The organism is Hymenobacter sp. CRA2 (genome assembly GCF_002007105.1).
In the GTDB taxonomy this organism is placed as follows: domain Bacteria; phylum Bacteroidota; class Bacteroidia; order Cytophagales; family Hymenobacteraceae; genus Solirubrum.
On record NZ_MVBC01000005.1, the window covers coordinates 235,752 to 259,248 of the forward strand.

The following is a 23,497-nucleotide window of genomic DNA, read 5'->3' on the forward strand; positions in this document are numbered from 1 at the left end:
GCATCCCGGTAGTAGAAGTTCAGCTAGGAGATACAACTGTTCAGCTAGCGAACCGGTGCATTAGCCCAGAAACCCGGAATTGAGGTGACAAGCCAAAATAGTTTTGCAGGCCTAGAAAGTCCGCTCCAAGGCCACTAAATGAGTTTTTTCATCCATTCAACTACATACTCAATGAAAACAGCCTTACGCTTGTTAGCGTTGCTGGGTTTGTTGCTGCCGGTGCTCAGTAATCCAGCGCTGGCTCAGTCAACACCAGGGAGTGCCGGTGCTGCATTCTCCTGTGACGGTACCTTCTACATCATCCGGCAGGTAGCCAATGCCAACGGAGTGACTGGTGTCGACCGTTCGCAACTGTTTCGGGTAAACCGCAACGTGGTTCCTGCTGCTGATCCGACCACTACCCAGTATACCAACACGCTGGTGTACGACCTGGGCACGGGCGCTGGCGTGGCTGCCAACACCAACTTTGTGGTTAACGGCTTGGCGTACAACCCGCGCGATGGGTATTTGTATGCCCTGACTTATCCCGTTAGCAACACCGGTTTTCCGGTCGTCAACCTGTACCGCATCGGGCAGGGCGGCGTCGAAAACCTAGGTACCATCACCATCGGTGGCGCTGCCCCCACCGGCAACTACCCGCAATTTGCGGCCGGCGTTATCGACCAGAACGGCTTCTACTACGCCGCCCCGCGTAACCTGGCCGATGCTTCGTACCAATCGTCGCTGTTCCGCTTCGATCTGAACCAAGCGACCAACGCTAACAAGCGTAACGCAACGGTTATTCCGATGCGCTTTTACGTGTCGACGGCACCAACCACGCAGGTAGCGCCGACGAATACGACCGACTTCAGCTTTATCGACCTGGGCTTCAACCCCGCCGACAATACCTTGTACGGGGTATACGGACTGGGAACCATCTACAAATTTGACTTCACGACGACGGCGGGTGTGGCCCGCGTGACGCGTACCGGCCCCGTACCCGATGGTACGGTTAACCTCGGTTCGGCCAGCTTCGACGTATCGGGCAACTTCTACGCGTACTCCAACGAGGGTAACTTTTACTCCATCAACACCAGCACCGGGGCCGCTACTGATATCGGGGACGTGCCGACGGCCTCGGTAACCGACGGCGCCAGCTGCGTGAATCCGGATCAACGCCTGGACGTGGTGAAGGAAGTGACGGGCGTAACGGCCGTAAACGCCACGACCTATAACGTGAGCTTCGCTATCCGGGTGAAAAATACCGGTACGGTGACGACTACCAACGTGCAGGTAAGCGACTTCTTGCGCGGTTCTGCTACGAACAGCACCTTCCCAACGTCGTCTTCGGTAACGGTCAGCAACTTGGCAGTAGCCAATGCCGGGGGCTCGTTAGCCGTAAATACGGCCTTCACCGGGCAGGGAGCCAATGCTGACCTGCTCACCGGCAACCAGTCGCTGACGGCTGGGCAGAGCGCCACCATTACGTTTACGGCGCAGGTGGTATACCCCACCGGCAGCGTACCCACCACGGCCCAGAACAACACGGCTTACGCATCCAGCGTGGCTGGCACCACAACTAATCCCGGCTACTCGCTGCAGGGCAACGGCACGCTGATAGTACCTCCCGGCGACCTGCTGGCCGTAGATGCTTCCACCAACAGCGCCTCGCTGCCGACTACTCCCAACGGCGATACGCCGTCGCCGAGCCCGGTGTATTTTACGCCAGCCATTCTTGGTAACGTATTCGAAGACTTCAACTATGGCGGCGGCGCCGGCCGCTCGCAGGCTACCAGCCAGGGTTTGGCAACGGTTGCCGGTACCCGTGTAGAACTGTACTCCGCTGGTCTTACCGCCGCGTTGCAGCGCCTCATTGCCGTGACGACTACGGATGCGGCGGGTAACTACCGGTTTGTGGATGGCCAAAACAACGGCGCTGGCACGGCGCTGGATCTGAGCAGCAACACCAGCTATATCGTCCGAGTAGTAAGCACGTCGGCGGCTAGCCAACGCCTGAACAGCGGCGTGACGGCTTCGACGCTGATTCCAGTGCAGACATTTGTTAGCAACGGGGTAACCAATGATACCGAGCGCGTAGGGGGCGAAAACAACACCCTGGCAGAAGCTGGGAACGGCACCACCATCGGCAACGGTACCTCATCTGGTACGACCATTGCTTCGCTCACCGGTACTGCTGCGGTTCCCCAGTCCATCACCACCGTCACGCTGCCCGCTAGCGGCCCCCGCGTGGGCGTTGATTTCGGCTTCAACTTCAGCACCATCATCAACACCAACGCCTCCGGACGCGGTTCGCTGAGCCAGTTCATCACCAACGCCAACGGGCTCAGCAATACGGGCCTGGCGCAGGTAGGGCAGACGGCCGGGGTAGAAACCAGCATCTTCATGATCTACAACGGGGCGGACGTAGCTGGTTACACTGCTCCCCGCACGGGCCTGACCGATATGGTTGACGCCAACGGGGTAGCTGTTATCACGCAGACGGCTGACTTGCCCTTCCTGTCGGATGCCAACACCTCCATCGACGGCACGACGCAAACGGCCAACATCGGTAACTCCAACACGGGCACCCTCGGCGTAGGCGGTACTGTCGGCACGGCCGCTACGGCACTGAGCACGGTTAATCAGCCCGAAATTCAGATTGTGGGTTCGACGGCTCGCCTGATTGGCTTGGACGTGCGCAGCACCGCTATCAATACCCGCATCGAAGGTATTTCGATTTACGGTTTTGGCAATACTCCTGACAACGACGGTAGTGCCAACATTCGCGTGGCGGCCGACAACACGACCATCACGGGCAGCGTGATTGGCAACACCGCCAACAACTTTACCACAGCCCCGGGCACGGCGACCAACGCCGACAACATTCGGGTAATCGGTGGCACCGACGTGCAGATCAGCAACAACCTCATCGGTTTTGCCAACGGCAAGGGCGTGGCTATCAAGCTTGGGGTGACCAACACGACGGTGACCAACAACGAAATCCGTCAGAACGCCAACATCCCTGCGTTTTATTACCTCGACGGCATCGACGCGCAGGGCAACAACGCGACCATTACCAACAACCTGATCATTAACAACCGCGGTAACGGTATCGACAGCTACAACGGCGGCAGCAACCATACCATCACGGGCAACACCATCACGGGCAACGGCGGTGGTAACTCGGAAACGGCCGCTATCCGCCTGTTTGGGTCGGGTTCGACGGTGGGCAACAACATCATCAACGCCAACTTCGGCGCCGGCATCCTGGGTACTTCGGGCTCGAACAACAACACGTTCACCCAGAACTCCATCTTTGCCAACGGTACCGTCCTGAGTGTGGGCGGCTCGGCCGCTACCTACCAGATCGGTATCGACCTGCTCGGGACTACGGACAACAGCGCGACGGGTACGCCGAATTACGTAACCCTGAACGACAACAACGGCACGACCAACGACATTGACGCGGGCGGCAACGGCCTGCTCAACTTCCCGGTGATTCAGACCGCCACGATTCGCAACGGCAATCTGATCCTGACGGGTTTCGCCACGGCCGGCAGCAACCTGGAATTCTTCCTGGCAGCTAACGACGACAGCGGCTTCGGCGAAGGCCAGACCTATTTGTTCAGCCGCGTCGAAGGCTCGGGCAACGACCTGAACGCCGGCACGGGCAGCTACAGCGGCCTGATCAACGGCCTGAACCAGGGCGCGGAAGTAAACCAGAGCCGCTTTACGTTCTCGATTCCGCTTTCCTCGCTGACCGCGACCCAGCAGAGCGCGCTGAACGCCGGTACGGCCCTGCTGACGGCTACGGCCACGGTAACGGGCACCGGCACTTCGGAATTCTCGGGCAACGTACCGGTACGCTCGGCCCCGGTGGCCGCCAACGACCAGGCAGTAACGGGCCCCGGCACCGCCGTGACGCTGAACGTAGCCGGCAACGACCAGAACAGCATCGACGCGGCCAGCATCAACCTAGCGGCTCAGGGCATCGGCAACAGCTACACCGTAGCCGGCCAGGGCACCTTCACCTGGGCCAGCAGCGGGCAGATTGCCTTCACGCCGGCAGCCGGTTTCACGGGCATCGTCACGATTCCCTACACGATCAACAACACTTCGGGCAACACCTCCAACACCGCCTTCATCACGGTGGAAGTGCGCAACCCGAACGCGGACCTGCAGGCCACCATCACGGGGCCGCTCAACAACACGGCCATCAACGGCGGGGCCAGCCTGAACTACACGGTGGTGGCCACCAACAACACCGCGGGCATAACGGCCACGGGCGTGGTGGAAACCCTGCAGCTGCCGGCCGGCCTGACCAGCAACGGCGGCACGGTGACCATCGGTAACGGCGCCAACGCGGCTGCCGCTACGTACAACAACACGACCGGCTTGGTAACCATCCCGGTGGGCACGCTCATCAATGGCTTCCCCCAGACCTACGCCGTAACGGTATCGAACATGCCCGGTAGCGGCCCGATTACGGCCACGGCCAACATCAGCGGCGCCGTAACGGAGACGAACACGACGAACAACACGGCCGCTACGACGGTAACCATCAACCCGCGTTACGACGTGGCTACCACCATCAGCGGGCCCACGGCGGGCGTGGTGCGCGGCAACGAGGTAACCTACACCGTGACGACCAGCAACCTGAGCACGACTTCGGGCTCGGTGTCGACGGCCACCAACGTGGTGCAGACGGTACAGCTGCCGGCCGGCCTGACGGGCGTCTTCGCCTCGAACGGCGGTACCTACGACGCCGCTTCGGGCGTAGTGACCTTCCCGACCATCGGCACGCTGCCGGTGGGCCAGACGGTGGTCAACTCCATCAGCTTTGCCGCACCCACGACGGGCACGAGCTTCGTGTCGCCCTCGGCCACGGTGACGGCCAGCACCAACAACCCCGGCGACCTGAACACGGTCAACAACTCGGCTTTCCTGAACGGCGCTGCGGCTCTGGGCAACGTGGCTACCACGGCTCCGACCGGCACGCCGGCCGCACCTGGCACGGCTCAGACGGGCACGGTGGCCAACGTGTACACCAACGTGACGTCGCCGGCCGCTAACGTGGCCCCCGGCGCCCCCGTGACGCTGACGGTAACCACCGGCAACGCCGGCCCGAACGCCGCCGGCACGGTAGCCCAGACGCTGCTGCTGCCCGCCAACCTGACGGGCGTGACGGTAACGAACGGCACCTACGCGCCGAGCACCGGTCTGGTGACCTTCAGCAGCATTGCTACGCTGAACCCGGGCACGACCAACACTACGGGCGGCAATAACCTGCCCTTCACGGTGAGCTTCACCGCGCCGGCTCAGGGCTTCGTGCTGGCTACGGCCACCGTAACCAGCGCAACCACCGACGTGGTACCGGCTGACAACCTGGCCCAGACCAAAGTGGAAGTAAACCCCGTAGCCGACCTGGCCACGGTGCTGGCCGGCCCGAGCACAGTATCGACGGGGCAGCAAGTGACCTACACGGTGACGACGACCAACAACGGCGGCGAAGCTGCGGTGGGCACGGTGCAGCGCGTAACGCTGCCGGCCGGCCTGACGAACGTGACGGTATCGAACGGGGGCAGCTACGACGCCAACACCGGCATCGTAACCTTCAACATCGCCGGCACGCTGGCGCAGGGCCAGCTGCAGACCAACTCGGTTTCCTACGCCGTACCCACGGGCGCTACCAGCTTCACGGCTACGGCCAGCGTGAGCAGCAGCACCCCGGAGACGGTACTGACCAACAACACGGCCACCGTGTATACCACGGTGCTGGCTACGGCCGACGTGACCGTGGCTGTAGCTGGTCCGGCTACGGGTCTGGTGGGCAGCCCGGTAGTGTACGCCGTAACGACGACCAACAACGGCCCCTCGCCGGCTACCTCCGTGGTGCCGACGCTGCAACTGCCCGCTGGCCTGACCAACAACGGCACCGTGACGGTGTACGGCGGCGGTAGCTACGACAACGCCACCGGCCTGGTGACCTTCAGCATCGTTTCGTTGCCGAGCGGCCGCAGCGTATCGAACTCGGTTATCCTGACCGTGCCCGACGTGACGCAGATCAACGGCGTGGCCCGCGTAAGTTCGGCCGCCGCTGAAACCAACTACGACAACAACTTCGCCTCCGTCGTGACGACCATCAGCCCGGCCACGGCGGCGGTAGCCAACCTCGGTACCACCATCGGCGCGTCGGCTACCTCGGTAGGTCCTGGCACCAGCGTGACGCTGACGGCTAACTTCTCGAATGCGGCTGGTGCCGGTGCCGCTACGGCCGTGGTGCCGACGCTGTACCTGCCCGCCGGCCTGACCAGCAACGGCAACACGGTAACGGTAGTTGGCGGTACGAACGGCAGCTACAACAACATGACCGGCGTGGTGACCTGGAGCAGCCCCGGCGACCTGGCAGGCGGCGCTTCGCTGCCCGCCAATACCTACCGCGTAACGTTTGTAGCCCCGAACAGCGGCAGCATCACCGCCAGCTCGGTTATCAACTCCAGCACGTCGGATTCGGCGCCCGCCAACAACGTGGCCAGCACCACTATCACGGTGAACCCCTCGGCCAACGTCTCGACGGGCATCAGCGGCCCGGCTATCGTACAGTCCGGTGCCCCCGTGACCTACGCCGTAACGACCCTGAACAACGGCGGCTCGCCCGCTTCGTCGACGCAGGCGGTTACGCTGCCCGCCGGCGCCACGAACATCACCTACTCGGGCGCTAACGGCCCGGTAACGGCGGCCAACGGTACGACGACTATCACTTTCCCGGCCATCAGCAGCCAGGCGGTAGGTGCGGCCGGCCAGGTAACCAACTACGTGTCGTTTACCGCTCCGGCGGCCGACTTCACGGTGACGGCCAACCTGACGCCCGGCACGACCACCGGTGACGTGACAACGGACAACACGGCATCGGTAACCACGCGCATCAACCGCGCGCCGGTGGCCTACAACGTGGTAAACAACCTGCAGACGCCGCAAGCCAATACGGCCGGTTCGCTGGGCCTCTCGCCGCTGGTAGCTACCGACGCCGATGGCAACACGCTGACCTACAACATTACCTCGCTGCCAGCCACGGCTGCCGGTACCCTGTACGTAGGTACTACGCTTGTCTCCACCAGCACGCCGCTGACCGCCGCGCAAATTAACGCGCTGCGCTTCGACCCGGCCGCCGGCTTCATCGGCAACGCCTTCTTCTCCTACACGGCCACCGACAACGCGGCCACGCCGGCTACCTCCAACACGGCTATCTACACCATCGCTGTGGGCCAGGACGCCAGCTCGGTGTACACCTCCACGGTGAAGGGCGGCAGCACCGCTACGGCTTACCAGAACGGTGACCTGATTGCCGCCGTGGCGGACGCCAACGCCTCCCGCTCCAACACCAGCGGCGTGGTGTACGACTACGCCGCTGTCAACGCCAACGGCTCGACCGGTAAGCTGGTGGGTACCGAAAACGGCGTCCGCTCGGCCACGACCGACACGAACGGGGCGGCCACGCTGAGCCTGCTGGGCCTGACGCTGGACCCGGTGACGGGTGAAATCCGGGTGCAGGACCGCACCAAGCTGGCGCTGCGCTCGGGCACCTACTCGCTCAACGTAACGACGGTAGACGTGAACGGCGGTACCAACGCGCAGACGGTGAGCTTCACCATCGGCTTCGGTCCGTTGCCCGTGACGCTGGTGGAGTTCGGGGTGAAAGCTCAGAACAACGACGCGCTGCTGACCTGGACCACGGCCCAGGAGAAGGACAACGACCACTTCGACGTGGAGCGCAGCCTCGACGGGCGCACGTTTGAGAAAGTGGGCGAAGTCGCCGGCCACGGCACGGTGAGCAACGCCCAGCACTACCGCTTCACCGACGCCAACGCCGCCCGCCTCGGCCAGCTGGTGTACTACCGCCTGCGCCAGGTCGACTTCGACCGCGCCGACAGCTACTCGGCCATCCAGTCGGTGAGCTTCGGCCAGCTGACCACGGTGGAGCTGACGCTCTTCCCCAACCCGGCTACCGAAGTGCTGAACGTGCGCCTGAGCGGCCCGGCTACCCAAGCTGCCGTGACGGTGTACAGCGCCACCGGCGCGCTGGTGCTGAAAGGCCAGCTCGATGGCTCGCTGAGCACAATTCTTGACGTGCGGGCCCTGCCCGCCGGAACGTACCTAGTAAAGGTGCAGGCGGCCAACGGCCTGCCCCTTACCCGCCGCTTCGTGAAGCACTAGGGTGGATGGAACCCACGAACGGCAAAAGCCGCTGTCCTGCAAAGGGCAGCGGCTTTTTTCTTGGGCGGCGTAACATAGACTTAACTCCATATTAGCTAAAGCCGTAACTTAAGCTAAGCTGGTCGCTGACATTCCGGCCGGCTCACTGCACTACTATGGCCAACTCGCAGAAAAACAACAACCAGAACGCCGACACTCCGGGCGACCCGCTGTTCAACCTGAAGCACGCCCAGGCCGAAGCCGAGCTGCAGCAGCAAACCGGCGGCCTCGGCCCGATAACCAACGAATACATCAGCACCGACGAAGACGGGGAGCTGGACGAAGGCCCCCGTGACAGCCAGGGCCTGCGCCGCGGCGAAGCCACCGATAACCTGCCCGGCAGTACGGCCGGTAAGCATTAATTCCGCTGACGCGAATTCTTACGCTGCCGCCCGCCTTGGTCTTCCGACTGAGGCGGGCGGCACTTTTTTAATTGTGTAGCGGCCGAAGCGTGCCCGTGTGGCTAGCTTTGCGGGCACTTATGCTTCCCGTTTCTTTTACCGACCATCCGTTGGAGGCCGGCCTCGACGAAGCCGGCCGGGGCTGCCTCGCCGGGCCCGTGTTTGCCGCGGCTGTGGTGCTGCCGCCCGACTTCGTGGCCGCCGGCCTTACCGATTCCAAGCAGCTCAGCGCTCGGCGCCGTGAGCAGCTGCGCGATATTATCTGCCGCGATGCCGTGGCCTGGGCCGTGGCCGAGGCCTCGCCCGACGAAATTGCCAGCATCAACATCGCCCAGGCCAGCTACCTGGCCATGCACCGTGCCGTAGCCAGCCTCGGCCTCACACCCACGCACCTGGCCGTCGACGGCAACCGCTTTCGGGCGTACGTGGGCATCGCGCACACGTGCATTGTGAAGGGCGACGGGAAGTACCTGAACATTGCCGCGGCCTCGGTGCTGGCCAAAACCTTCCGCGACGAGCGGATGCGCGAGCTGGCTGCCGAATTTCCGCACTACGGCTGGCAGCAGAATGCCGGCTACCCCACGGAGCTGCACCGGGCCGCCATCCGGGCGCACGGCCCCTCGCCGCACCACCGCATGGGATTTCGACTATTGTAGACATCAGTATTAAAGAAGCGCGAGGTAAGACGCCGTTCTGATTCGTCAGAACGGCGTCTTACCTCGCGCTTCTTTATACTCTATACTATTTTGAGGCTTGTTCTTTGAGCTGGAGCAGGTCCAGAAACAGGCTGAAGCCGTCGACGGTAGAGCCGCCTTCGCCGAACTTGTCGAAGCTCAGCGGCTTGATGATGTAGCCGCTCACGGCCAGGTCGCGGGCCTTCAGGCGGTCCGACTCCAGATCCGAAGTCGTCATGATGAACACGTTCAGCCCCACGAATTCGGAGTCAGAGCGCAGGGCTTCGAGCAGCTCCAGGCCGTTCATGCGCGGCATATTGATGTCGAGCATCACCACGCTGGGCTTGGGAATCTGCTCTTTATCGCCTTCGCCGCGCAGCAGAGCCAGGGCCTCGCGGCCGTTGCGGGCCACGTACAAGGGGACAGTGATGTTGTGCTTGCGCAGCTCGCGTTGCACATTCATGATGTCCATTTGGTCGTCTTCGACGAGCAGAATGCTAGGCGGGGAAGCGGAATCGGTAGACATGGGAGAGCGGTGATGAGAGTGGAGAAGCCGCCCCGGGAGGCGCTTCTCTGCCGTGGTATACGGGGGCCGGCCGTTATTGGCTGACGTTGGCCGTAGCGGCTGTGGCGGCCACCGTCCGGGCCAAGGTCTTCGGCCAGGTAAAGGTGAACGTGGCGCCCGCTCCCTCGTGCGACTCCAGCCGGATGGCGCCGCCGTGCCGCTCAATGATTTTCTTGACGATGGCCAGGCCCACACCGGTGCTTTCCAGCGTGTCGCGCTCGGTCAGCGTCTGAAAGATGACAAAGACCCGCTCGTGGTACTCCGGCGCAATGCCCGGGCCGTTATCCGCCACCGTGAACGTGTATTCCTCGGTGGTCTCGCGCAGCCCGATGCGCACCAGCCCGTGGGCCGGGTCGTGGTGGTACTTCAGGGCGTTGCTGATGAGGTTGCTGAATACCTGCTGCAGCTCCACGCGCGAGGCCATGAGCACCGGCAGGTAGGGGGGGAGCATTACCTGGAAGCCTTCGGGCGGGGCCAGCGAGTCGATGATTTCGTGGAGCAACTCGCGGATGTTCACGCGCTCCTGCTGCTGCTCCACCCGCCCGATGCGAGCCAGCTCCAGAATGCCGCTGATGAGGTTTTCCATGCGGTGCACGCGGGTGCGCATCAGCACCAGGAACTCCCGGATGTGCTCGGGCAGCTCGGCGTCCATGTCTTCCTCGATCCAGCGCGAAGCACTTTCGATGCCCCGCAGCGGCGCTTTCAAATCGTGCGACACCACGTAGGCAAACTGATCCAGCTCCTGGTTGCGGCGCTCCAGCTGCGTGATGGTCGATTCGATGGTACCGGCCATGGAGTTGAGCGAGGTAGCCAGCTCGGTCAGCTCGTCCTGGTCGTGGTCGGTGAGGCGCACGTGGTACTCGCCCTTGGCAATGCGGGTGGCCAGCTGCACCATGCCCGTGAGGCGGCGCGAAAGCAGCCGGGCCAGCAGGTACGCCCCGATCAGCCCGAGCACCACGGCCAGCAGCGTGAGCACTACCGACAGGATGCGCGTTTCGCGGATGCTTTCGGCCAGCTTCTGGCGCTGCTTTTCGCGGGTGTTCAGCTCGTCGCGGTCGAAACCGCGAAAAATCACCCGAATCTGGTCCATGAGCTGCTTGCCGGTGCCGTCTTCCACCAGCGAGCGGTGCTCCATCCCGTCGACGCCCTCCTGGCGGGCACTGCGCTTGCGGGCGGCGCGCTTTTCGCCGATGAGCAGGTGCGAGTAAGCCGCCCACCGCTCGTAGAGCTGCTGGGCGCGCGTCATGCGGGCGTACTGCGGGTCGTCGGGGGTGAACTCGTGGCGCAGGGCCATGAAGGAGCCCAGCAGCTGCCGCTCGCCTTCGTAGTAGGATTCCAGCAGGCCTTCGTTGCCCACCAGCAGGTAGCCCCGAAAACCCGATTCCATGTCCACGATGTGGCCGAGCATGCGCGTGGCCTGCGCCGTGCGGTTCTGCGACTGGGCAATGCGCTCGGAATTGCGCAGCACCTGCCGCGAGAGTTGATAGTTGACGATGCCAACCATCACAAACAGCAGCGCAATGGCCGCAAAACCAATAAAGAGGCGGGTAGAAAGCTTGAGCTTCATGCAAAAGAGGGTAGCGCGCGGGCGCTAGCGGCTCTCTTTACGCAAGTTTCGCTCGATGGTATTGAGCAGGTCCAGCACCTGGTCGGTCAGGGTGGTCGTTTCGCGCAACCCCTGCACCGCTTCTTCCACTTGGCCCGCTTGGTGAAGATCGAGCAGTCGGTTGGCTACCTGATGGAGGTGGCGGTGTAAGCGGTTGAGTTCCTGGGTCTCGGGCAGATAACCAAACTGTGGCAACGCCACGGTATTGATCCATTGCCCCAGCGCGCAGACATCCGGGTCGCGCACGGGTGATTCGTTGGTGCCGGCGCCGTACAGGAATGTGCGCAGCTTCGCCTTAAATAAGATGTGCTTCAGGCGGGCAGCGTCGAACTCGCGCTTGAGATTATCGTCCATGCAGGAAACCAGGGGCGGCGTGCAGCTGCCGGCACCGGCAAAGATACCAAATTGGGCGCGGCCGGCTTTTGGAGTACTTTTGCTTTGGCCTAGCGGGCGCGCTGCCCCGGGCTCTTTCCCGAACCGCAAGTATTCCCCGATGAGCGACCTGAAGACCGTTGTGCTGAACGACGTGCACCAGCAACTCGGCGCCAAGATGGTGCCTTTCGCCGGCTACAACATGCCCGTGCGCTACTCCTCCGACCTCGACGAGCACCACACCGTGCGTCGGGCCGTGGGCATCTTCGACGTGTCGCACATGGGCGAATTCCGGGTGCGCGGCCCGCAGGCCCTGCCCCTGATTCAGCGCGTGACCAGCAACGACGCCAGCAAGCTGCAGGACGGCAAGGCCCAGTACAGCTGCCTGCCCAACGAGCAGGGTGGCATCGTGGACGACCTGCTGGTGTACAAGCTGGCCGACGAGGACTACATGCTCGTCGTCAACGCCTCCAACATCGAAAAGGACTGGAACTGGATTCAGCAGTACAACCAGGAGTTTGGCGCCGATATGGAAAACGTATCGGACCAGCTGAGCCTGTTCGCGGTGCAAGGCCCCAAAGCGGCCGACGCGCTGCAGAGCCTGGCCCCGGAGGTAGACCTGAAGAGCATTCCGTACTACGGCTTCGTGCAGGGCACCTTCGCCGGCCAGCCCGACGTGATTATCTCGGCCACGGGTTACACCGGCGCCGGCGGCTTCGAGCTGTACATCCCGAATGAGTCGGCCCACGAGGTGTGGAGCAAGATTCTGGAAGCCGGCAAGCCCTTCGGCCTGAAGCCTATCGGCCTCGGCGCCCGCGACACCCTGCGCCTGGAAATGGGCTACTGCCTCTACGGCAACGACATCGACGACGCCACCTCGCCGCTGGAAGGCGGGCTGGGCTGGATTACCAAGTTCACCAAGGAATTCACCAACAGCGAGGCGCTCAAGCAGCAAAAAGAACAAGGCGTGACGCGCAAGCTGGTGGGCTTTGTGATGGACGGCCCCGGCATTCCGCGCGCCCACTACGAGCTGGTGGACGAAGCCGGTGAGAAAGTAGGGGAGGTAACTTCGGGCACCCAGTCGCCTTCCATGAGCAAGGGCATTGGCCTGGGCTACGTGAAAACGGAGCTGAGCGCGCCCGGCAGCAAGATTTTCGTGCAGGTGCGCGGCAAGAACCTGCCCGCCACCGTGACGAAGCTGCCCTTCGTGAAAGGCACCGAAGAATAAGCCAGTAATTTCCTCCAAACGTCATTCCGAGCGAAGTCGAGGAATCCCGCGTGCTGACGCCGGATAGCAATGTTCTCGTTCAACGAGGATTTCACTATCTGACCAAACACGCGAGATTCCTCGACTTCGCTCGGAATGATGTTCTGTTTTTCTTTTCAGATAACAGTCTGACCTCATGCCCTCCGTCGACATCTGCTTCTCCCCGGAGCTGCTGCCCCTCTATGACCTGCGCGGCCGCGTGGCCGTGGTGGTTGATATTCTGCGCGCCACGTCCAGCATCGTTACGGCCCTAGCCAACGGCGTGACGCACATCTTCCCCGTCGCGGAGCTGGCCGAGTGCCAGGCCCTGGGCCAGCAGCACGGCTGCCTGACCGCCGCCGAGCGCGACGGCCGCCAGGCCGAGGGCTTTGACCTCGGCAATTCGCCCTTCGGCTACCTCGACGGCGTGGTACCCGTGCAGGGCCGCGCCGTGGTCATCAGCACCACCAATGGCACCCAGGCCCTGCGCCGCTCCCTCACGGCCGACGCCGTGGTGGTTGGGGCCTTCCTGAATCTGCAGGCCGTAGCCGATTTTGCCCGCGCCCAGCAAAAGGACGTGGTAGTCGTCTGCGCCGGCTGGAAGGGCAAGTTCTGCCTCGAAGACACCGTTTTCGGCGGCGCTCTGGCCGAGCGGCTGGCCCAGGACTTCGACGTGAGCAGCTCCGACGCTACGCTGGCCGCCCTGCACCTGTGGCAGCAGGCTAAGGCCGACCTGAACGGCTACCTGTTGCAGTCCTCGCACGTGCGCCGCCTGAACTCGCTCGAAGCCAACAAGGACTTTGAGTTCTGCCTGAAGACTGACGAATACCCCGGCGTACTGCCCGTGTGGCGGGAAGATCGGCTGGTACTGGCTTAGCAAAGCACGGCCGTCCTCTATCCAACGCCTGTCAAAAGGACCTTCTCACGCCAGCGCAAGTCGTTATAACGATTGTCGTTCTGGCGTGAGAAGGTCCTTCTTGCGTTAGGATGACGGACGGAGCGTAGCCGGTTTAATCGGCTACTGCAGCTTCTGGTTTTGCTTGTGTCGGTCGGCGTCGCGCTGGGTTTTCTTCTCGAGGTTGCGCTGTAGGGCTTCGGTGAGGTTGACGCCGGTTTGGTTGGCCAGACAAATCACCACGAACAGCACGTCGGCCAGCTCATCGGCCAGCACTTTGTCGCGGTCGGAAGGCTTGAAGGACTGCTCGCCGTACTGCCGGGCGATGATGCGGGCCACTTCGCCTACTTCCTCCGTGAGCATGGCCATGTTGGTCAGCTCGTTGAAATACCGCACGCCCGTAGTCTGAATCCAGTGGTCGACGGTCTGTTGGGCTTCTTCGATGGTCATCTTAATGAGTTTAAGAGTTAAGGAGGTTAGGGGTTTATGAGTTGTATTGAGGGTGAGGATAGGCAGGTAGAACCGCGCTTTGTCCGGCCAGCAACTCGTAAACCCTCACCCTCCTTAACTCTTAAACTGACGTGGCTTCGCGGTCCAGCACAATAGTTACGGGGCCGTCGTTGAGCAGGCGCACTTTCATGTCGGCGCCGAAGCGTCCGGTGGCTACGGCGCGGCCCAGCAGAGCGGTCAGCTGGCGTACAAACTCTTCGTAGAGCGGAATGGCTACAGGGGGGGGCGCCGCTTGCACGTAGCTGGGGCGCGTGCCCTTACGCACATCGGCCAGCAGCGTAAACTGGCTGACTACGAGCACGTCGCCGCCTACATCCTGCACCGAGAGGTTCATTTTGTCGTCCGCGTCGGAAAAGATGCGGAGCTGCACCAGCTTGCGGGCCATCCAGTCCAGTTCGGCGGCTGTATCGGCGTGGGTGAAGCCGGCCAGTACCAGCAGGCCCGGCCCAATCTGGCCGGTGATTTCGCCGTCGACGGTAACCGAAGCTTCCGTGACGCGCTGCACAACTACGCGCATAGGGCAGGGGAGAAGGAGGTGAAGCCGCAAAGAAACGCAGCAAATGCCCATCTTCGCCGCCGTGTCGTTGCGCCCCGTTTCGCCCTTTGTGCCCGTTGACCCCGTCGAAGACGTCGCGGCCTGCCGCTGGCTGGGGGCGGCGTTGCTGCTGGTGCTGGCGCTGCGCCTGTGGGGCCTGCCTACGCTGACCCTGCCGGATTACGATTCGGTGCGCAACTGGCAAATCGTGCAGGAAGTGGCCCATGGGAACCTAACGCACCTTTTCCACCACGGCAGCCCCGGCTTCTACCTGCTCTACGCCCCCGTCGCGGCCATTACCACTGACCACCGTGTTTTTCTGCTGCTCAACGCCCTGCTGGCCGTAGCCGCGCTGGGCCTGATGACCGACTGGATAGCCTGTGCCGCCCGCCTGCGCGGCCCTGAAACCGCGCTGCTCACGCTGCTGGCTGGCTCGTCGGTGTTCCTGACCTTTTCCGGCCGCGACTTTACCATGAGTTCGGCCAGCTTGCTTGCACTGGCTTTGCTGCTGCGGGCACATTGGCAGCGGCTGCGGCACCCCAGCCGCGCGGCGCTACTGCGCACCGCCGTGGTGCTGGCCGTGGGGCTGAGCATCAACTACAAGTTTCTGCTCACCGTGCCTATTCTGGTGGTGCTGGAGTGGCAGCAGGCCGATGGGCTGATGTGGCGCCGGAGCAACTGGTGGCGCGTGCTGCTGATTCTGGCGGCGCCTTTCGCGGTGCTGGGGCTGCTGGCCTGGGTGGTGTCGGGCGTGCCGGTATACCGCTGGCCGGCGGTGTACTTCGTCATCATGTTTCCGGCAGCGGCCAACGCCGCCGGCCGGCAGGGCACGGTGCAGGTCGATTTCGCGTACTATCTGCGCTACCTCGCGGAGTTTGAGTCGCCGGTGCTGCTGCCGGGGCTGGGCGCGGCGCTGGTCTGGTTCAGCGGTGGTTTGCGGCAGCGGCCGTTGCCCATCAGTGCTTACCTGCTGGTGTGGGCGGCCTGCACGCTGGCGGGTATGTCGTTGCTGATCAAGGCGCCGCGTGGGCTGCTGTTCGGCTACGTTCCCCTGTATGCGCTGGCAGTGCTGTGGGTGCAGCGCTGGCCGCGGGGCCTGGCTCTGGGCCTGCTAACTGCCGCCGTTCTCTACAACGGCTGGCGGGTGCAGCAACAGATTTACGCCTATCAGCCCTCCCACTACCCGCAAGTGGCGGCGTGGCTGCGACAACACCGAATTCCGCGCGTAGTCACCACCGTCGGCATCAGCTTGCTGCCCGTGGCCGGCCACCTGGACGTGCAAAGCGCCAAAAATCCGGCGGAGCTAGCTGCCCTGCGCCGCCAAGGCTACCGCTACGTGCTACTCGACGACTACTACCGCGTGGCCGGGGTGCCCGGCTTCGACTCGCTGCGTACGCTGCCAGTCGTAGCGGCCTGGCCCGAGCCCCTGCTCGCTTCGCCGCTGCTGTACCTGGAGCACTCCGAATTTACCGGCCAAGGCTACGCCGGTACGCTGGCCCGTCAGCGCCAGGCCGCGCAGGATACCGTGCAGCTGCTGCTGCTGCGGCTGCCGTGAGCCGCGACTTTGGTATCGACTCTGGCGGGGCTCAGCGCTTAATATTCAGGCTGTCGAGCCAGTGCTGGTAGCGGCGGGCGTTTTGCTTGTGCTCGGCGAAGGTGGCCGCAAAATCGGAGTAGCCGCTGCCGCCGGGGCGGGCGCAGAAGAAAAGGTAGTTGTGCGCCGCGGGCTTCAGCACCGCGTCGAGGCTTTGGCGGTTGGCCGAGGTGATGGGCCCAGGTGGCAGGCCCTTGTGCTTGTACGTGTTGTAGGGAGAGTCGACGAGCTTATCCTTGTTGAGCACGCGCCGCACGCCGAAGTTGCCGATGGCCCAGAGCAGCGTGGGGTCGGCCTGCAGCTTCATGCCGCGGCGCAGGCGGTTCAGGTACACTCCCGCAATTACCGGCTTGTCTTCCTTCTTGGCCGTTTCGCGCTGCACAATGCTGGCCAGCACGTGCACCTCGGTTTGCGTCAGGCGCAGCGAATCGGCCCGGTGCTGCCGCTCGGTCGTCCAGAAGCGGCGGTAGTGCGCCGCCATGCTGTCGACAAACTGTTCCGACGAAGTATTCCACACGAAACGGTAGCGGCCGGGGATGAACAGCGTCAGCACCGAGGTCGTGTCCACGCGGTAGCGCCGCTGCAGCAGGTCCTGTTCATTGAGCAGGCGCCGCAGCACCGACGAATCCACTTCCAGCTGCCGGCTGACCTGCCGCGCCAATTGGGGCTTGTACTTGAAGGCATCGAGCACAAAATCCACCGTGTCCTGCTCCCCGCGCATCAGGCGGTCCAGCAAGGCCGCGTTGCCCAGCTTGAAATCCAGGCGGTAGCGGCCGGCGCGCACGTGCTGCGGGTAGCCGCGCTGCTCGGCCAGCCACTGGAAGGTGCGCGGCTCGCGCAGCAGCTCGTGGCGTTCCAGCGAATCCAGCACTTCGTTGTAGCCAGCGCCCGTGCGCACAAACAAATACGCCGGTCCGTAGGGCGACTCTGTCACGTTGGGTTTCCACAGCACGCGCCAAGCTGCGTACAGGCCGATTCCGCCCAGCAGGAGCAGGGCCAGCAGCACCGCCCAGCCCACGCGGGCCCACAAACGAAGAGAAGAAGGCGAAACGGACAAGGCAAGCGAAGAGGTGATGGAACCACGAAGATACGACGGGCCCGGCGGGGCCCCAGCCACGCGCTTTGGGCTCGGGTACTATTCCTCGGGTTCGTGAAACAGTTCGTAAGCGGCAGCTTCCAGCTCGCCGAAGTTGGCGTCGCCGGTAATCAGCCGGCCTGCTTCGTCGCGCACCTCGTAGGTTTGTTGCACGCCGGCCATGGAGGCGCCCCCGCCCAGAATGCACAAGACTGAGAAATAAGTGTCCGTCAGGGCCGTATCCAGCAGTTGCCGCAGCAGCGGAGCTTGGCGCTCATCCAGCCGTAGTTCCTGAAGCAGCGCCCCAACGGCGGTGCTGGCGCCGTGGTTCAGGTATAAGTCGAGGTGATGCTGTTTCTCGTGGAAGAAGCCCTGGGCAAATTCTTCTGCGTTCATGGCAAGTCAGAGGGATTGAAGCTGCTTTACCGCCCCTGCACCAAGGCCTGCACCGCCGTGGCCAGCTGCTGCTGCCGGGCCCGCCGTTCGATTTCCACCGGTGGGGCGGCGCGTACTTCGCAATCAGGTATCGAGCACCGTTCGCAGGTTTCGTTCACCCAGCGCACGGGGATGCTGTCGTCGTCGAGGAACTTCACTTTCTGGCGCAGGTTGTCGTCCACGGGCAGGCCCACGGTGACGCTGGTGGCGTGGCCGGAGGCATCGAAGCGGGCCACGGTGAGGCAGAGGTACTCGTCGGGCGTTTGCCAGTAGCGGGAGCGTTGGGCGGCCACGCGCAGGCCGGGGCCGCCCGCCTGGCGGGCCTGCTCCATCAGCCACAGACTCACCCAGCGGCGGCAGTAGTGCTCCTGCAGCTCATTGGCGTGCGGGTTGTGCAGGCGCGCGAGGTGCAGCTCCTTGGTCAGCTGAAAGCGCGTGTCGCCCGCGGCCTGGTCGAAGCGCAGGAAGAACAGGCTGCCGATGCCGAAGTGCCGCGCCAGCAGGTTGGTCACCCGCTGCAGCATCATCTCCGGCGACACCTCGTAGCGCGTCAGCAGGCCCAGCAGCAGGGCCGCGTTCCAGCGCGGGTAGGAGAAAAACGCCTGCAGATCGGCCACCAGCTGGCTTTCCTCCATCAGCAAAGCCACGGCGAAGTAGGAGGCCCGGAAGTGGTTCAGTACCTGCTCAAACGAGCCCGGCGTGGCGGCCGGTACGTTGGTGTACGGCCGGTCCTTCAGCCCGAGGTAATTGAAAGCCACCTCGCGCCCGAGCACGAAGGCTTCCTGCGCCCGCGTGAGGCCGGGCCGCAGCAGCAGCCGTTTGGCCACGGGTTGGTACACCGAGCGCAGCCCTTGCAGCTCCGGCAGGGTGCCCAGCGTGGTGCGGTCCACGAGGTAGTCGTATTCCTGGCCGAGCAGCTCCTCCAGCTGGTGCAGGTCGAAAGGCGCGTCGGTGCGCAGGTGGTAGCGCGCCACGCAGCTGCGCACGGCATCTTCCAGGTCATCGAAGTAGTTATCGTGCATCTCCTGATAGGAGCGCAGCGCGGCCAGGTAGAAGTGCTCCTGCCGCACCTCGTAGTTGCGGGCCAGCTCCCAGAGCGTGCTGATAAATGCCATGACCCGCGTGGGCGCGTCCATGATCAGTTCGATGAGCCGCGCCGGGTCCAGGCCAAACATTTCCAGCGGAAACTCCCGCAGCACGCTCGATTGCAGCAGCTCCGATACCGGGGCCAGCTTTTTATCCAGCATGAGCGACACCAGCCCGTCGTAGCTCACCCCAAGCACGCGCGCAAAGGCGAGGATTTTGTCGGCCTTCGGGTACTTTTTCCCCTTCTCAATCTCATTCAGGTACGATACGGACACATCAACGGCCTGCGCCAGTGCCGCTGGGGTGAGGCCGCGCTCTTGCCGCAGCTGGCGAATCTTGAGGCCGAAGATGAGGCGAACAACCTGCGTCTGGGTAAGCATAATGGAAGTAAGCGGCTTTACCACCCGCTTAGATGCGGCTCCGCTCATGCAAAGAAAGCAAAAGGCTTTTATGCCTGTGAAAAACGCCTGTTTAGCTAAAACATTACTATTAGCGAAAATTCGCTTTATAAGTTTTATTCGCAGACGTATGTTTGTTCAACTCTTTGCTCTTTTCACTTACCCAACCAAAACACATGGAAACCATTGATCAACCAGCCATTAGCCCAGCAAGTGCTTGCCGTTGTCCGGCGCGCATTAAAGTAGTGGGCGGTTACCGTGCCGAATTCGTGGAAGTCTTGACGCCTTCAGCCTTAGCTTTTGCTGCTGCTCTGCACCGACGGTTCGAGCCGCGGCGGCAGGAGCTATTGCAGCGTCGCCGGCAGCGGCAAACCGGATTTGACAGTGGTAAACTTCCCGACTTTCTGCCGGAGACGACGCAACTGCGTGAAAGCGACTGGCAGGTAGCGCCGCTGCCGGCTGATTTGCTGGACCGCCGCGTGGAAATAACCGGCCCCACGGAGCGCAAGATGATTATCAATGCGCTAAACTCCGGGGCGCGGCTATTCATGGCCAACTGCGAGGATTCCTTGGCGCCAACCTGGGAAAATGTGGTACAGGGCCAGCTGAACCTGCGCGATGCCGTGCGCCGCACCATCTCGCTCGTGACGCCGCAGAAAACGTATCGGCTCCAGGAGCGCACCGCTTCGCTGATGGTGCGGCCGCGCGGCTGGCACCTGAGCGAGAAGCACGTGCTTATTGACGGGGAAGAAATCAGTGGGGCGCTGTTTGATTTCGGCCTGTATTTCTTTCACAACGCCCACGAGCTGCTGGCCCGCGGCAGCGGCCCGTACTTCTACTTGCTCAAGCTGGAAAGTTACTCGAAGCGCGGCTGTAGAACGAGGTATTTGAGTTTGCGCAGTGGGAGCTGAAGATTCCCAAGGGTACCATCAAAGCCACCGTGCTCATCGAAACGCTGCCCGCTGCCTTCGAAACGCACGAAATTCTCTGGGAGCTGCGCCAGCACTCGGCGGGGCTGAACTGCGGGCGCTGGGACTACATTTTCTCCTACGTCAAAACCCTCGGTGCCCGCCCCGAGTACCGCCTGCCTGACCGCGCCCAGGTAACGATGACCGTGCCCAATATGGCCGCCTACGTGCGCCTGGTTATCGATACCTGCCACCGCCGCGGCGTGCACGCCATGGGCGGTATGGCCGCGCAGATTCCCATCAAGGACAACCCTGCCGAAAATGCCATTGCCCTGGACAAAGTGCACATGGATAAGCTGCGCGAGGCCCAACTAGGCCACGACGGCACCTGGGTGGCGCATCCGGCCCTGGTGCCCATCGCGCTGGCGGTATTCGATGAGCTGATGCCCGGCGCCAATCAGATCGACAAACCGCGCGCTACTGAACCGCTGCCCACGGCCGCCGAGCTGCTGCAGGCGCCGCAGGGCTCGATAACCGAAGCCGGCCTGCGCCAGAACATCGACGTGGCCCTGCGCTACCTCGGCACCTAGCTGAGCAGCAACGGCTGCGTGCCACTCTACCACTTGATGGAGGACGCGGCCACCGCCGAAATATCCCGGGTGCAACTCTGGCAGTGGCTGCACATGCCCGGCACCGCGCTGGCTGATGGCCAGTCACGCCCGAGCTATACCGCGTGCTGCTGCACGAAGTAGTGGGCAAGCTGCGCCAGGAAGTAGGGGAGGACGTGTACGCCGACTTCTACCGCCCGGCGCTGCAGCTGCTCGACCGGCTGGTGCTGGCCGACGAATGCGCACCCTTCCTGACGCTGCCTGCCTACCAGCTGCTGCCGTGACGTTGCCCGCCGTAGCGTAAGCCGACGGTGGTCCACGTGGCGCGGGCCGTACAGTGCGCCCTCGCCCTAAGGTTCAACTCTGCCTTTTCAGAATGCCTGTTCCGATGCTCAGAAAGCGTCGACAGCTACCTCTTTGCCCAACTCATTCCCCTTTTCCACAACCAAAACCCTGTTTCCTATGACCCGCACCGAATGCGCCGCCGCGCAGGCCCACGACTGGGCTACCAATCCCCGCTGGAACGGCATCGAACGGCCCTACTCACCCCAGGACGTGGTGAAGCTGCAGGGCTCTGTTCACATCGAATACACGCTGGCCCGGCAGGGCGCCGAGCGCCTGGCAGCTGCTGCACCAGGAAGACTACGTGGCCGGCCTCGGTGCCCTCACCGGCAACCAAGCCGTGCAGGAGGTGCAGGCCGGCCTGAAGGCCATCTACCTCTCAGGCTGGCAGGTGGCTGCCGATGCCAACCTGGCCGGCCAGATGTACCCCACGGAAGAAGCTCAGTTTCAGCGCTAGCAATAGTGGGCATATAAGACATTCGGCCTGATACTATCCTGTGTAGCCCAATCAAAAAAGCCCGGCGTGTTTGCCGGGCTTTTTTGATTGTTCTGATGCTATGTTAAGCCCTAACGCTGCGTAGCCCAGGGAAAGGGCTGCGAAATAAAACCGTAGTCGAGGCCGCGGTTCTGCGTCACGTCGCGCAGGATCTGCTGCTGCCAGGGGCGCAGGGCCGCATCGGCACCGAGTTCGATGATGTCGGCAATGAGGCGGTTGGAGAGGACCAGGTTGGCCACGTAGCTATTCAGGTCCTGCGCTACATGGGCCTTCAGGTTGACGAGAAACTGCTCGCGGGCATCAGCCTGCGCAGCCTTTTCGCCATTGAGTCGGCGTCGGAAGGGGAAGCGTCGGGCTTCGGCGGCTTGCGGCGGCTCGGGCACGGCCACGAAGTTCTCGGGCGAGAAGGTCAGCAACTGCTCGAAGTACGGGGCGCGCTTCAGCTCGGGGTGCAGGCCGCGGGCCGCTTTCCAGTCGTTGGCCGTGCGAGGCGTGTCGCGCACCAGCTCCGAAAGCCGGTCGTTGCTGAACACCATGTAGGGCGGGCGGTCTAGCTCCTGGGCCACTTTATCACGCAGCAGGTACAAGTCGCGGAACAGGGGCATTTCCTGGGGCAGGATGCGGTACTTGCTAGCCATGCGCAGGTAGGGCCGCTCGTCGCGGGTATAGCGCACGTCTTCCAGCGCCGCGTTTTCCTCCTCGGCCCAGTTGAGGCGGCCCAGGTCGGCTAGCTTGGCGGTGAGGCGGTCGGCCAGCTCCAGCAGGTAGAGCACGTCGTTGGCGGCGTAGATCTTCTGTGCTTCCGTCAGCGGCCGCTTCAGCCAGTTGGATTTCTGCTCACCCTTGTCTACTTCCACACCTAGTTCGCTCTGAATCAGGCGGCCCAGCGAAATGTTGTTGTCCGATTCGGCCAGCAAGGTGTGCAGCACGCTGGTATCGGTGATGTGGCGCACCCGCACCTGGTACAGCTCGTCGAGCAGCAGGATGTCGGATTTGCAGCTGTGGAACACCTTTTCCACCGCCGGGTCGCCGAGCACGGCCCACAGCGGCGCCAGCTCCTCGGCGGGGTTGGTCAGGGGCACCGGATCGAGCAGAAACACGGTCTGCCCGTCGTAAATCTGAATCAGCGCCAGATTGCGCCCGTAGTGGTGGCGCATGTCGTCAAACTCTAAGTCGACGGCGAGGCGGGGTTGGGTACGCAGCCAGTCCGCTGCTTGCTGCATAGCGGCCGGCGTAGTGAGGTATTGTATTTCAGCCATTAAAACTAAGGTAGGCCATCAGATGAGTGCCGGCCAGGACGGCGGCGGGTAGCACCTGCTTCGGGTAAAGGTAGGTAGGAGTAGCGGCCTAATCTAATGTAGGCAACGCCGCAGCTGGTAAACAACAGAATCTACCGATGAATTGTGTGGACGCGGCAGTTCCTAATAGCAGGGGCGAAGTTGGAAGCTGGCCGCAAGGATTAGGTTTAGCCGGGAGCGAAAACCAACCTGCGCTGACCGTAAGTCTACGGTAAATGTAA

19 protein-coding genes and 1 pseudogene are annotated in these 23,497 nt (G+C 63.0%); 11 read left to right on the top strand and 9 right to left on the bottom strand.

The genetic code is table 11. From position 1 onward, the window contains the following. Positions 1–171: 171 nt before the first annotated feature. From B0919_RS10540 to B0919_RS10550, 3 genes are all read left to right on the top strand, one after another. The gene (locus tag B0919_RS10540; RefSeq protein ID WP_176132990.1) at positions 172–8,193 is read left to right on the top strand and encodes an Ig-like domain-containing protein; all 8,022 of its coding nucleotides are present in this window, start codon (positions 172–174) and stop codon (positions 8,191–8,193) included. A 155-nt stretch (positions 8,194–8,348) separates the two neighbouring features. Further along, positions 8,349–8,594, top strand: coding sequence for a hypothetical protein (locus B0919_RS10545; protein WP_078012216.1), 246 nt, complete (start codon positions 8,349–8,351; stop codon positions 8,592–8,594). A gap of 119 nt (positions 8,595–8,713) precedes the next feature. Beyond that, entirely contained in the window at positions 8,714–9,289 is a 576-nt protein-coding gene (locus B0919_RS10550; protein WP_078012217.1) for a ribonuclease HII, read from the top strand. An 85-nt stretch (positions 9,290–9,374) separates the two neighbouring features. Here the strand turns inward: B0919_RS10550 and B0919_RS10555 are convergent, their stop codons facing one another. The 3 genes from B0919_RS10555 to B0919_RS10565 form a co-directional block, all read right to left on the bottom strand. Continuing rightward, positions 9,375–9,833, bottom strand: a complete 459-nt coding sequence (locus B0919_RS10555) for a response regulator (protein WP_078012218.1) — start codon at positions 9,831–9,833, stop codon at positions 9,375–9,377. A 73-nt stretch (positions 9,834–9,906) separates the two neighbouring features. Then, a complete protein-coding gene (locus tag B0919_RS10560; protein WP_078012219.1) occupies positions 9,907–11,439 on the bottom strand; it encodes a sensor histidine kinase in 1,533 nt (510 codons plus the stop codon). A gap of 24 nt (positions 11,440–11,463) precedes the next feature. Then, positions 11,464–11,832 (bottom strand): CZB domain-containing protein, encoded by a 369-nt coding sequence (locus B0919_RS10565; protein WP_078012220.1) that lies wholly within the window; start codon positions 11,830–11,832, stop codon positions 11,464–11,466. Between the two features lie 139 nt (positions 11,833–11,971). On the opposite strand from B0919_RS10565, the gene gcvT reads away from it, so the two are divergent. Next, the gene (gene gcvT, locus B0919_RS10570; protein WP_078012221.1) at positions 11,972–13,078 is read left to right on the top strand and encodes a glycine cleavage system aminomethyltransferase GcvT; all 1,107 of its coding nucleotides are present in this window, start codon (positions 11,972–11,974) and stop codon (positions 13,076–13,078) included. Positions 13,079–13,253: 175 nt separating this feature from the next. Further along, positions 13,254–13,973: a 2-phosphosulfolactate phosphatase gene (locus B0919_RS10575; RefSeq protein WP_078012222.1), complete on the top strand. Its 720-nt coding sequence runs from the start codon at positions 13,254–13,256 to the stop codon at positions 13,971–13,973. A 141-nt stretch (positions 13,974–14,114) separates the two neighbouring features. Here B0919_RS10575 and B0919_RS10580 read toward each other — a convergent pair whose 3' ends face one another. Together B0919_RS10580 and dtd are read right to left on the bottom strand one after the other, a co-directional pair. Next, entirely contained in the window at positions 14,115–14,441 is a 327-nt protein-coding gene (locus tag B0919_RS10580; RefSeq protein ID WP_078012223.1) for a nucleotide pyrophosphohydrolase, read from the bottom strand. A 121-nt stretch (positions 14,442–14,562) separates the two neighbouring features. Continuing rightward, positions 14,563–15,018 carry a D-aminoacyl-tRNA deacylase gene (dtd, locus tag B0919_RS10585; protein WP_078012224.1) on the bottom strand — a complete coding sequence of 152 codons (456 nt, stop codon included), beginning with the start codon at positions 15,016–15,018 and terminating at the stop codon, positions 14,563–14,565. A gap of 43 nt (positions 15,019–15,061) precedes the next feature. On the opposite strand from dtd, the gene B0919_RS10590 reads away from it, so the two are divergent. After that, positions 15,062–16,591: a hypothetical protein gene (locus B0919_RS10590; protein ID WP_078012225.1), complete on the top strand. Its 1,530-nt coding sequence runs from the start codon at positions 15,062–15,064 to the stop codon at positions 16,589–16,591. 31 nt (positions 16,592–16,622) lie between these two features. Here B0919_RS10590 and mltG read toward each other — a convergent pair whose 3' ends face one another. The 3 genes from mltG to B0919_RS10605 form a co-directional block, all read right to left on the bottom strand. After that, positions 16,623–17,687 carry an endolytic transglycosylase MltG gene (mltG, locus tag B0919_RS10595; protein WP_176132992.1) on the bottom strand — a complete coding sequence of 355 codons (1,065 nt, stop codon included), beginning with the start codon at positions 17,685–17,687 and terminating at the stop codon, positions 16,623–16,625. 78 nt (positions 17,688–17,765) lie between these two features. Then, the gene (locus tag B0919_RS10600) at positions 17,766–18,101 is read right to left on the bottom strand and encodes a hypothetical protein (RefSeq protein WP_078012227.1); all 336 of its coding nucleotides are present in this window, start codon (positions 18,099–18,101) and stop codon (positions 17,766–17,768) included. A gap of 26 nt (positions 18,102–18,127) precedes the next feature. After that, positions 18,128–19,606, bottom strand: coding sequence for a helix-turn-helix domain-containing protein (locus B0919_RS10605; protein WP_139362051.1), 1,479 nt, complete (start codon positions 19,604–19,606; stop codon positions 18,128–18,130). 194 nt (positions 19,607–19,800) lie between these two features. Between B0919_RS10605 and B0919_RS25690 the strand changes: the two genes are divergently transcribed. From B0919_RS25690 to B0919_RS10615, 5 genes and pseudogenes are all read left to right on the top strand, one after another. After that, positions 19,801–20,535, top strand: a complete 735-nt coding sequence (locus tag B0919_RS25690; protein ID WP_254846543.1) for a hypothetical protein — start codon at positions 19,801–19,803, stop codon at positions 20,533–20,535. Between the two features lie 17 nt (positions 20,536–20,552). Beyond that, positions 20,553–21,122, top strand: a complete 570-nt coding sequence (locus B0919_RS25695; RefSeq protein WP_410503622.1) for a hypothetical protein — start codon at positions 20,553–20,555, stop codon at positions 21,120–21,122. 36 nt (positions 21,123–21,158) lie between these two features. After that, positions 21,159–21,284 carry a hypothetical protein gene (locus B0919_RS26055; RefSeq protein ID WP_410503623.1) on the top strand — a complete coding sequence of 42 codons (126 nt, stop codon included), beginning with the start codon at positions 21,159–21,161 and terminating at the stop codon, positions 21,282–21,284. Then, positions 21,266–21,424 carry a hypothetical protein gene (locus B0919_RS25700; protein WP_254846544.1) on the top strand — a complete coding sequence of 53 codons (159 nt, stop codon included), beginning with the start codon at positions 21,266–21,268 and terminating at the stop codon, positions 21,422–21,424. Before B0919_RS26055 ends, B0919_RS25700 begins: the two co-directional genes overlap by 19 nt. Positions 21,425–21,602: 178 nt before the next feature. Continuing rightward, a pseudogene (locus tag B0919_RS10615) lies at positions 21,603–21,918 on the top strand (isocitrate lyase); the annotation flags it as partial. Between the two features lie 131 nt (positions 21,919–22,049). Here the strand turns inward: B0919_RS10615 and B0919_RS10620 are convergent. Beyond that, entirely contained in the window at positions 22,050–23,237 is a 1,188-nt protein-coding gene (locus B0919_RS10620) for a ribonuclease D (protein ID WP_078012229.1), read from the bottom strand. Positions 23,238–23,497: the final 260 nt, after the last annotated feature.

What these genes read in the sequence shown, in the direction of transcription:
- B0919_RS10565 (WP_078012220.1), bottom strand. Translation starts at nt 11,832, where the DNA reads ATGGACGATAATCTCAAGCGCGAGTTCGACGCTGCCCGCCTGAAGCAC.
- B0919_RS25690 (WP_254846543.1), top strand. Translation starts at nt 19,801, where the DNA reads ATGGAAACCATTGATCAACCAGCCATTAGCCCAGCAAGTGCTTGCCGT.
- B0919_RS10545 (WP_078012216.1), top strand. Translation starts at nt 8,349, where the DNA reads ATGGCCAACTCGCAGAAAAACAACAACCAGAACGCCGACACTCCGGGC.
- B0919_RS10605 (WP_139362051.1), bottom strand. Translation starts at nt 19,606, where the DNA reads ATGCTTACCCAGACGCAGGTTGTTCGCCTCATCTTCGGCCTCAAGATT.
- B0919_RS10620 (WP_078012229.1), bottom strand. Translation starts at nt 23,237, where the DNA reads ATGGCTGAAATACAATACCTCACTACGCCGGCCGCTATGCAGCAAGCA.
- B0919_RS10575 (WP_078012222.1), top strand. Translation starts at nt 13,254, where the DNA reads ATGCCCTCCGTCGACATCTGCTTCTCCCCGGAGCTGCTGCCCCTCTAT.
- B0919_RS10580 (WP_078012223.1), bottom strand. Translation starts at nt 14,441, where the DNA reads ATGACCATCGAAGAAGCCCAACAGACCGTCGACCACTGGATTCAGACT.
- B0919_RS10550 (WP_078012217.1), top strand. Translation starts at nt 8,714, where the DNA reads ATGCTTCCCGTTTCTTTTACCGACCATCCGTTGGAGGCCGGCCTCGAC.
- B0919_RS26055 (WP_410503623.1), top strand. Translation starts at nt 21,159, where the DNA reads ATGGAGGACGCGGCCACCGCCGAAATATCCCGGGTGCAACTCTGGCAG.
- B0919_RS10600 (WP_078012227.1), bottom strand. Translation starts at nt 18,101, where the DNA reads ATGAACGCAGAAGAATTTGCCCAGGGCTTCTTCCACGAGAAACAGCAT.
- B0919_RS10555 (WP_078012218.1), bottom strand. Translation starts at nt 9,833, where the DNA reads ATGTCTACCGATTCCGCTTCCCCGCCTAGCATTCTGCTCGTCGAAGAC.
- B0919_RS10590 (WP_078012225.1), top strand. Translation starts at nt 15,062, where the DNA reads ATGCCCATCTTCGCCGCCGTGTCGTTGCGCCCCGTTTCGCCCTTTGTG.
- B0919_RS10560 (WP_078012219.1), bottom strand. Translation starts at nt 11,439, where the DNA reads ATGAAGCTCAAGCTTTCTACCCGCCTCTTTATTGGTTTTGCGGCCATT.
- gcvT (WP_078012221.1), top strand. Translation starts at nt 11,972, where the DNA reads ATGAGCGACCTGAAGACCGTTGTGCTGAACGACGTGCACCAGCAACTC.
- B0919_RS10540 (WP_176132990.1), top strand. Translation starts at nt 172, where the DNA reads ATGAAAACAGCCTTACGCTTGTTAGCGTTGCTGGGTTTGTTGCTGCCG.
- dtd (WP_078012224.1), bottom strand. Translation starts at nt 15,018, where the DNA reads ATGCGCGTAGTTGTGCAGCGCGTCACGGAAGCTTCGGTTACCGTCGAC.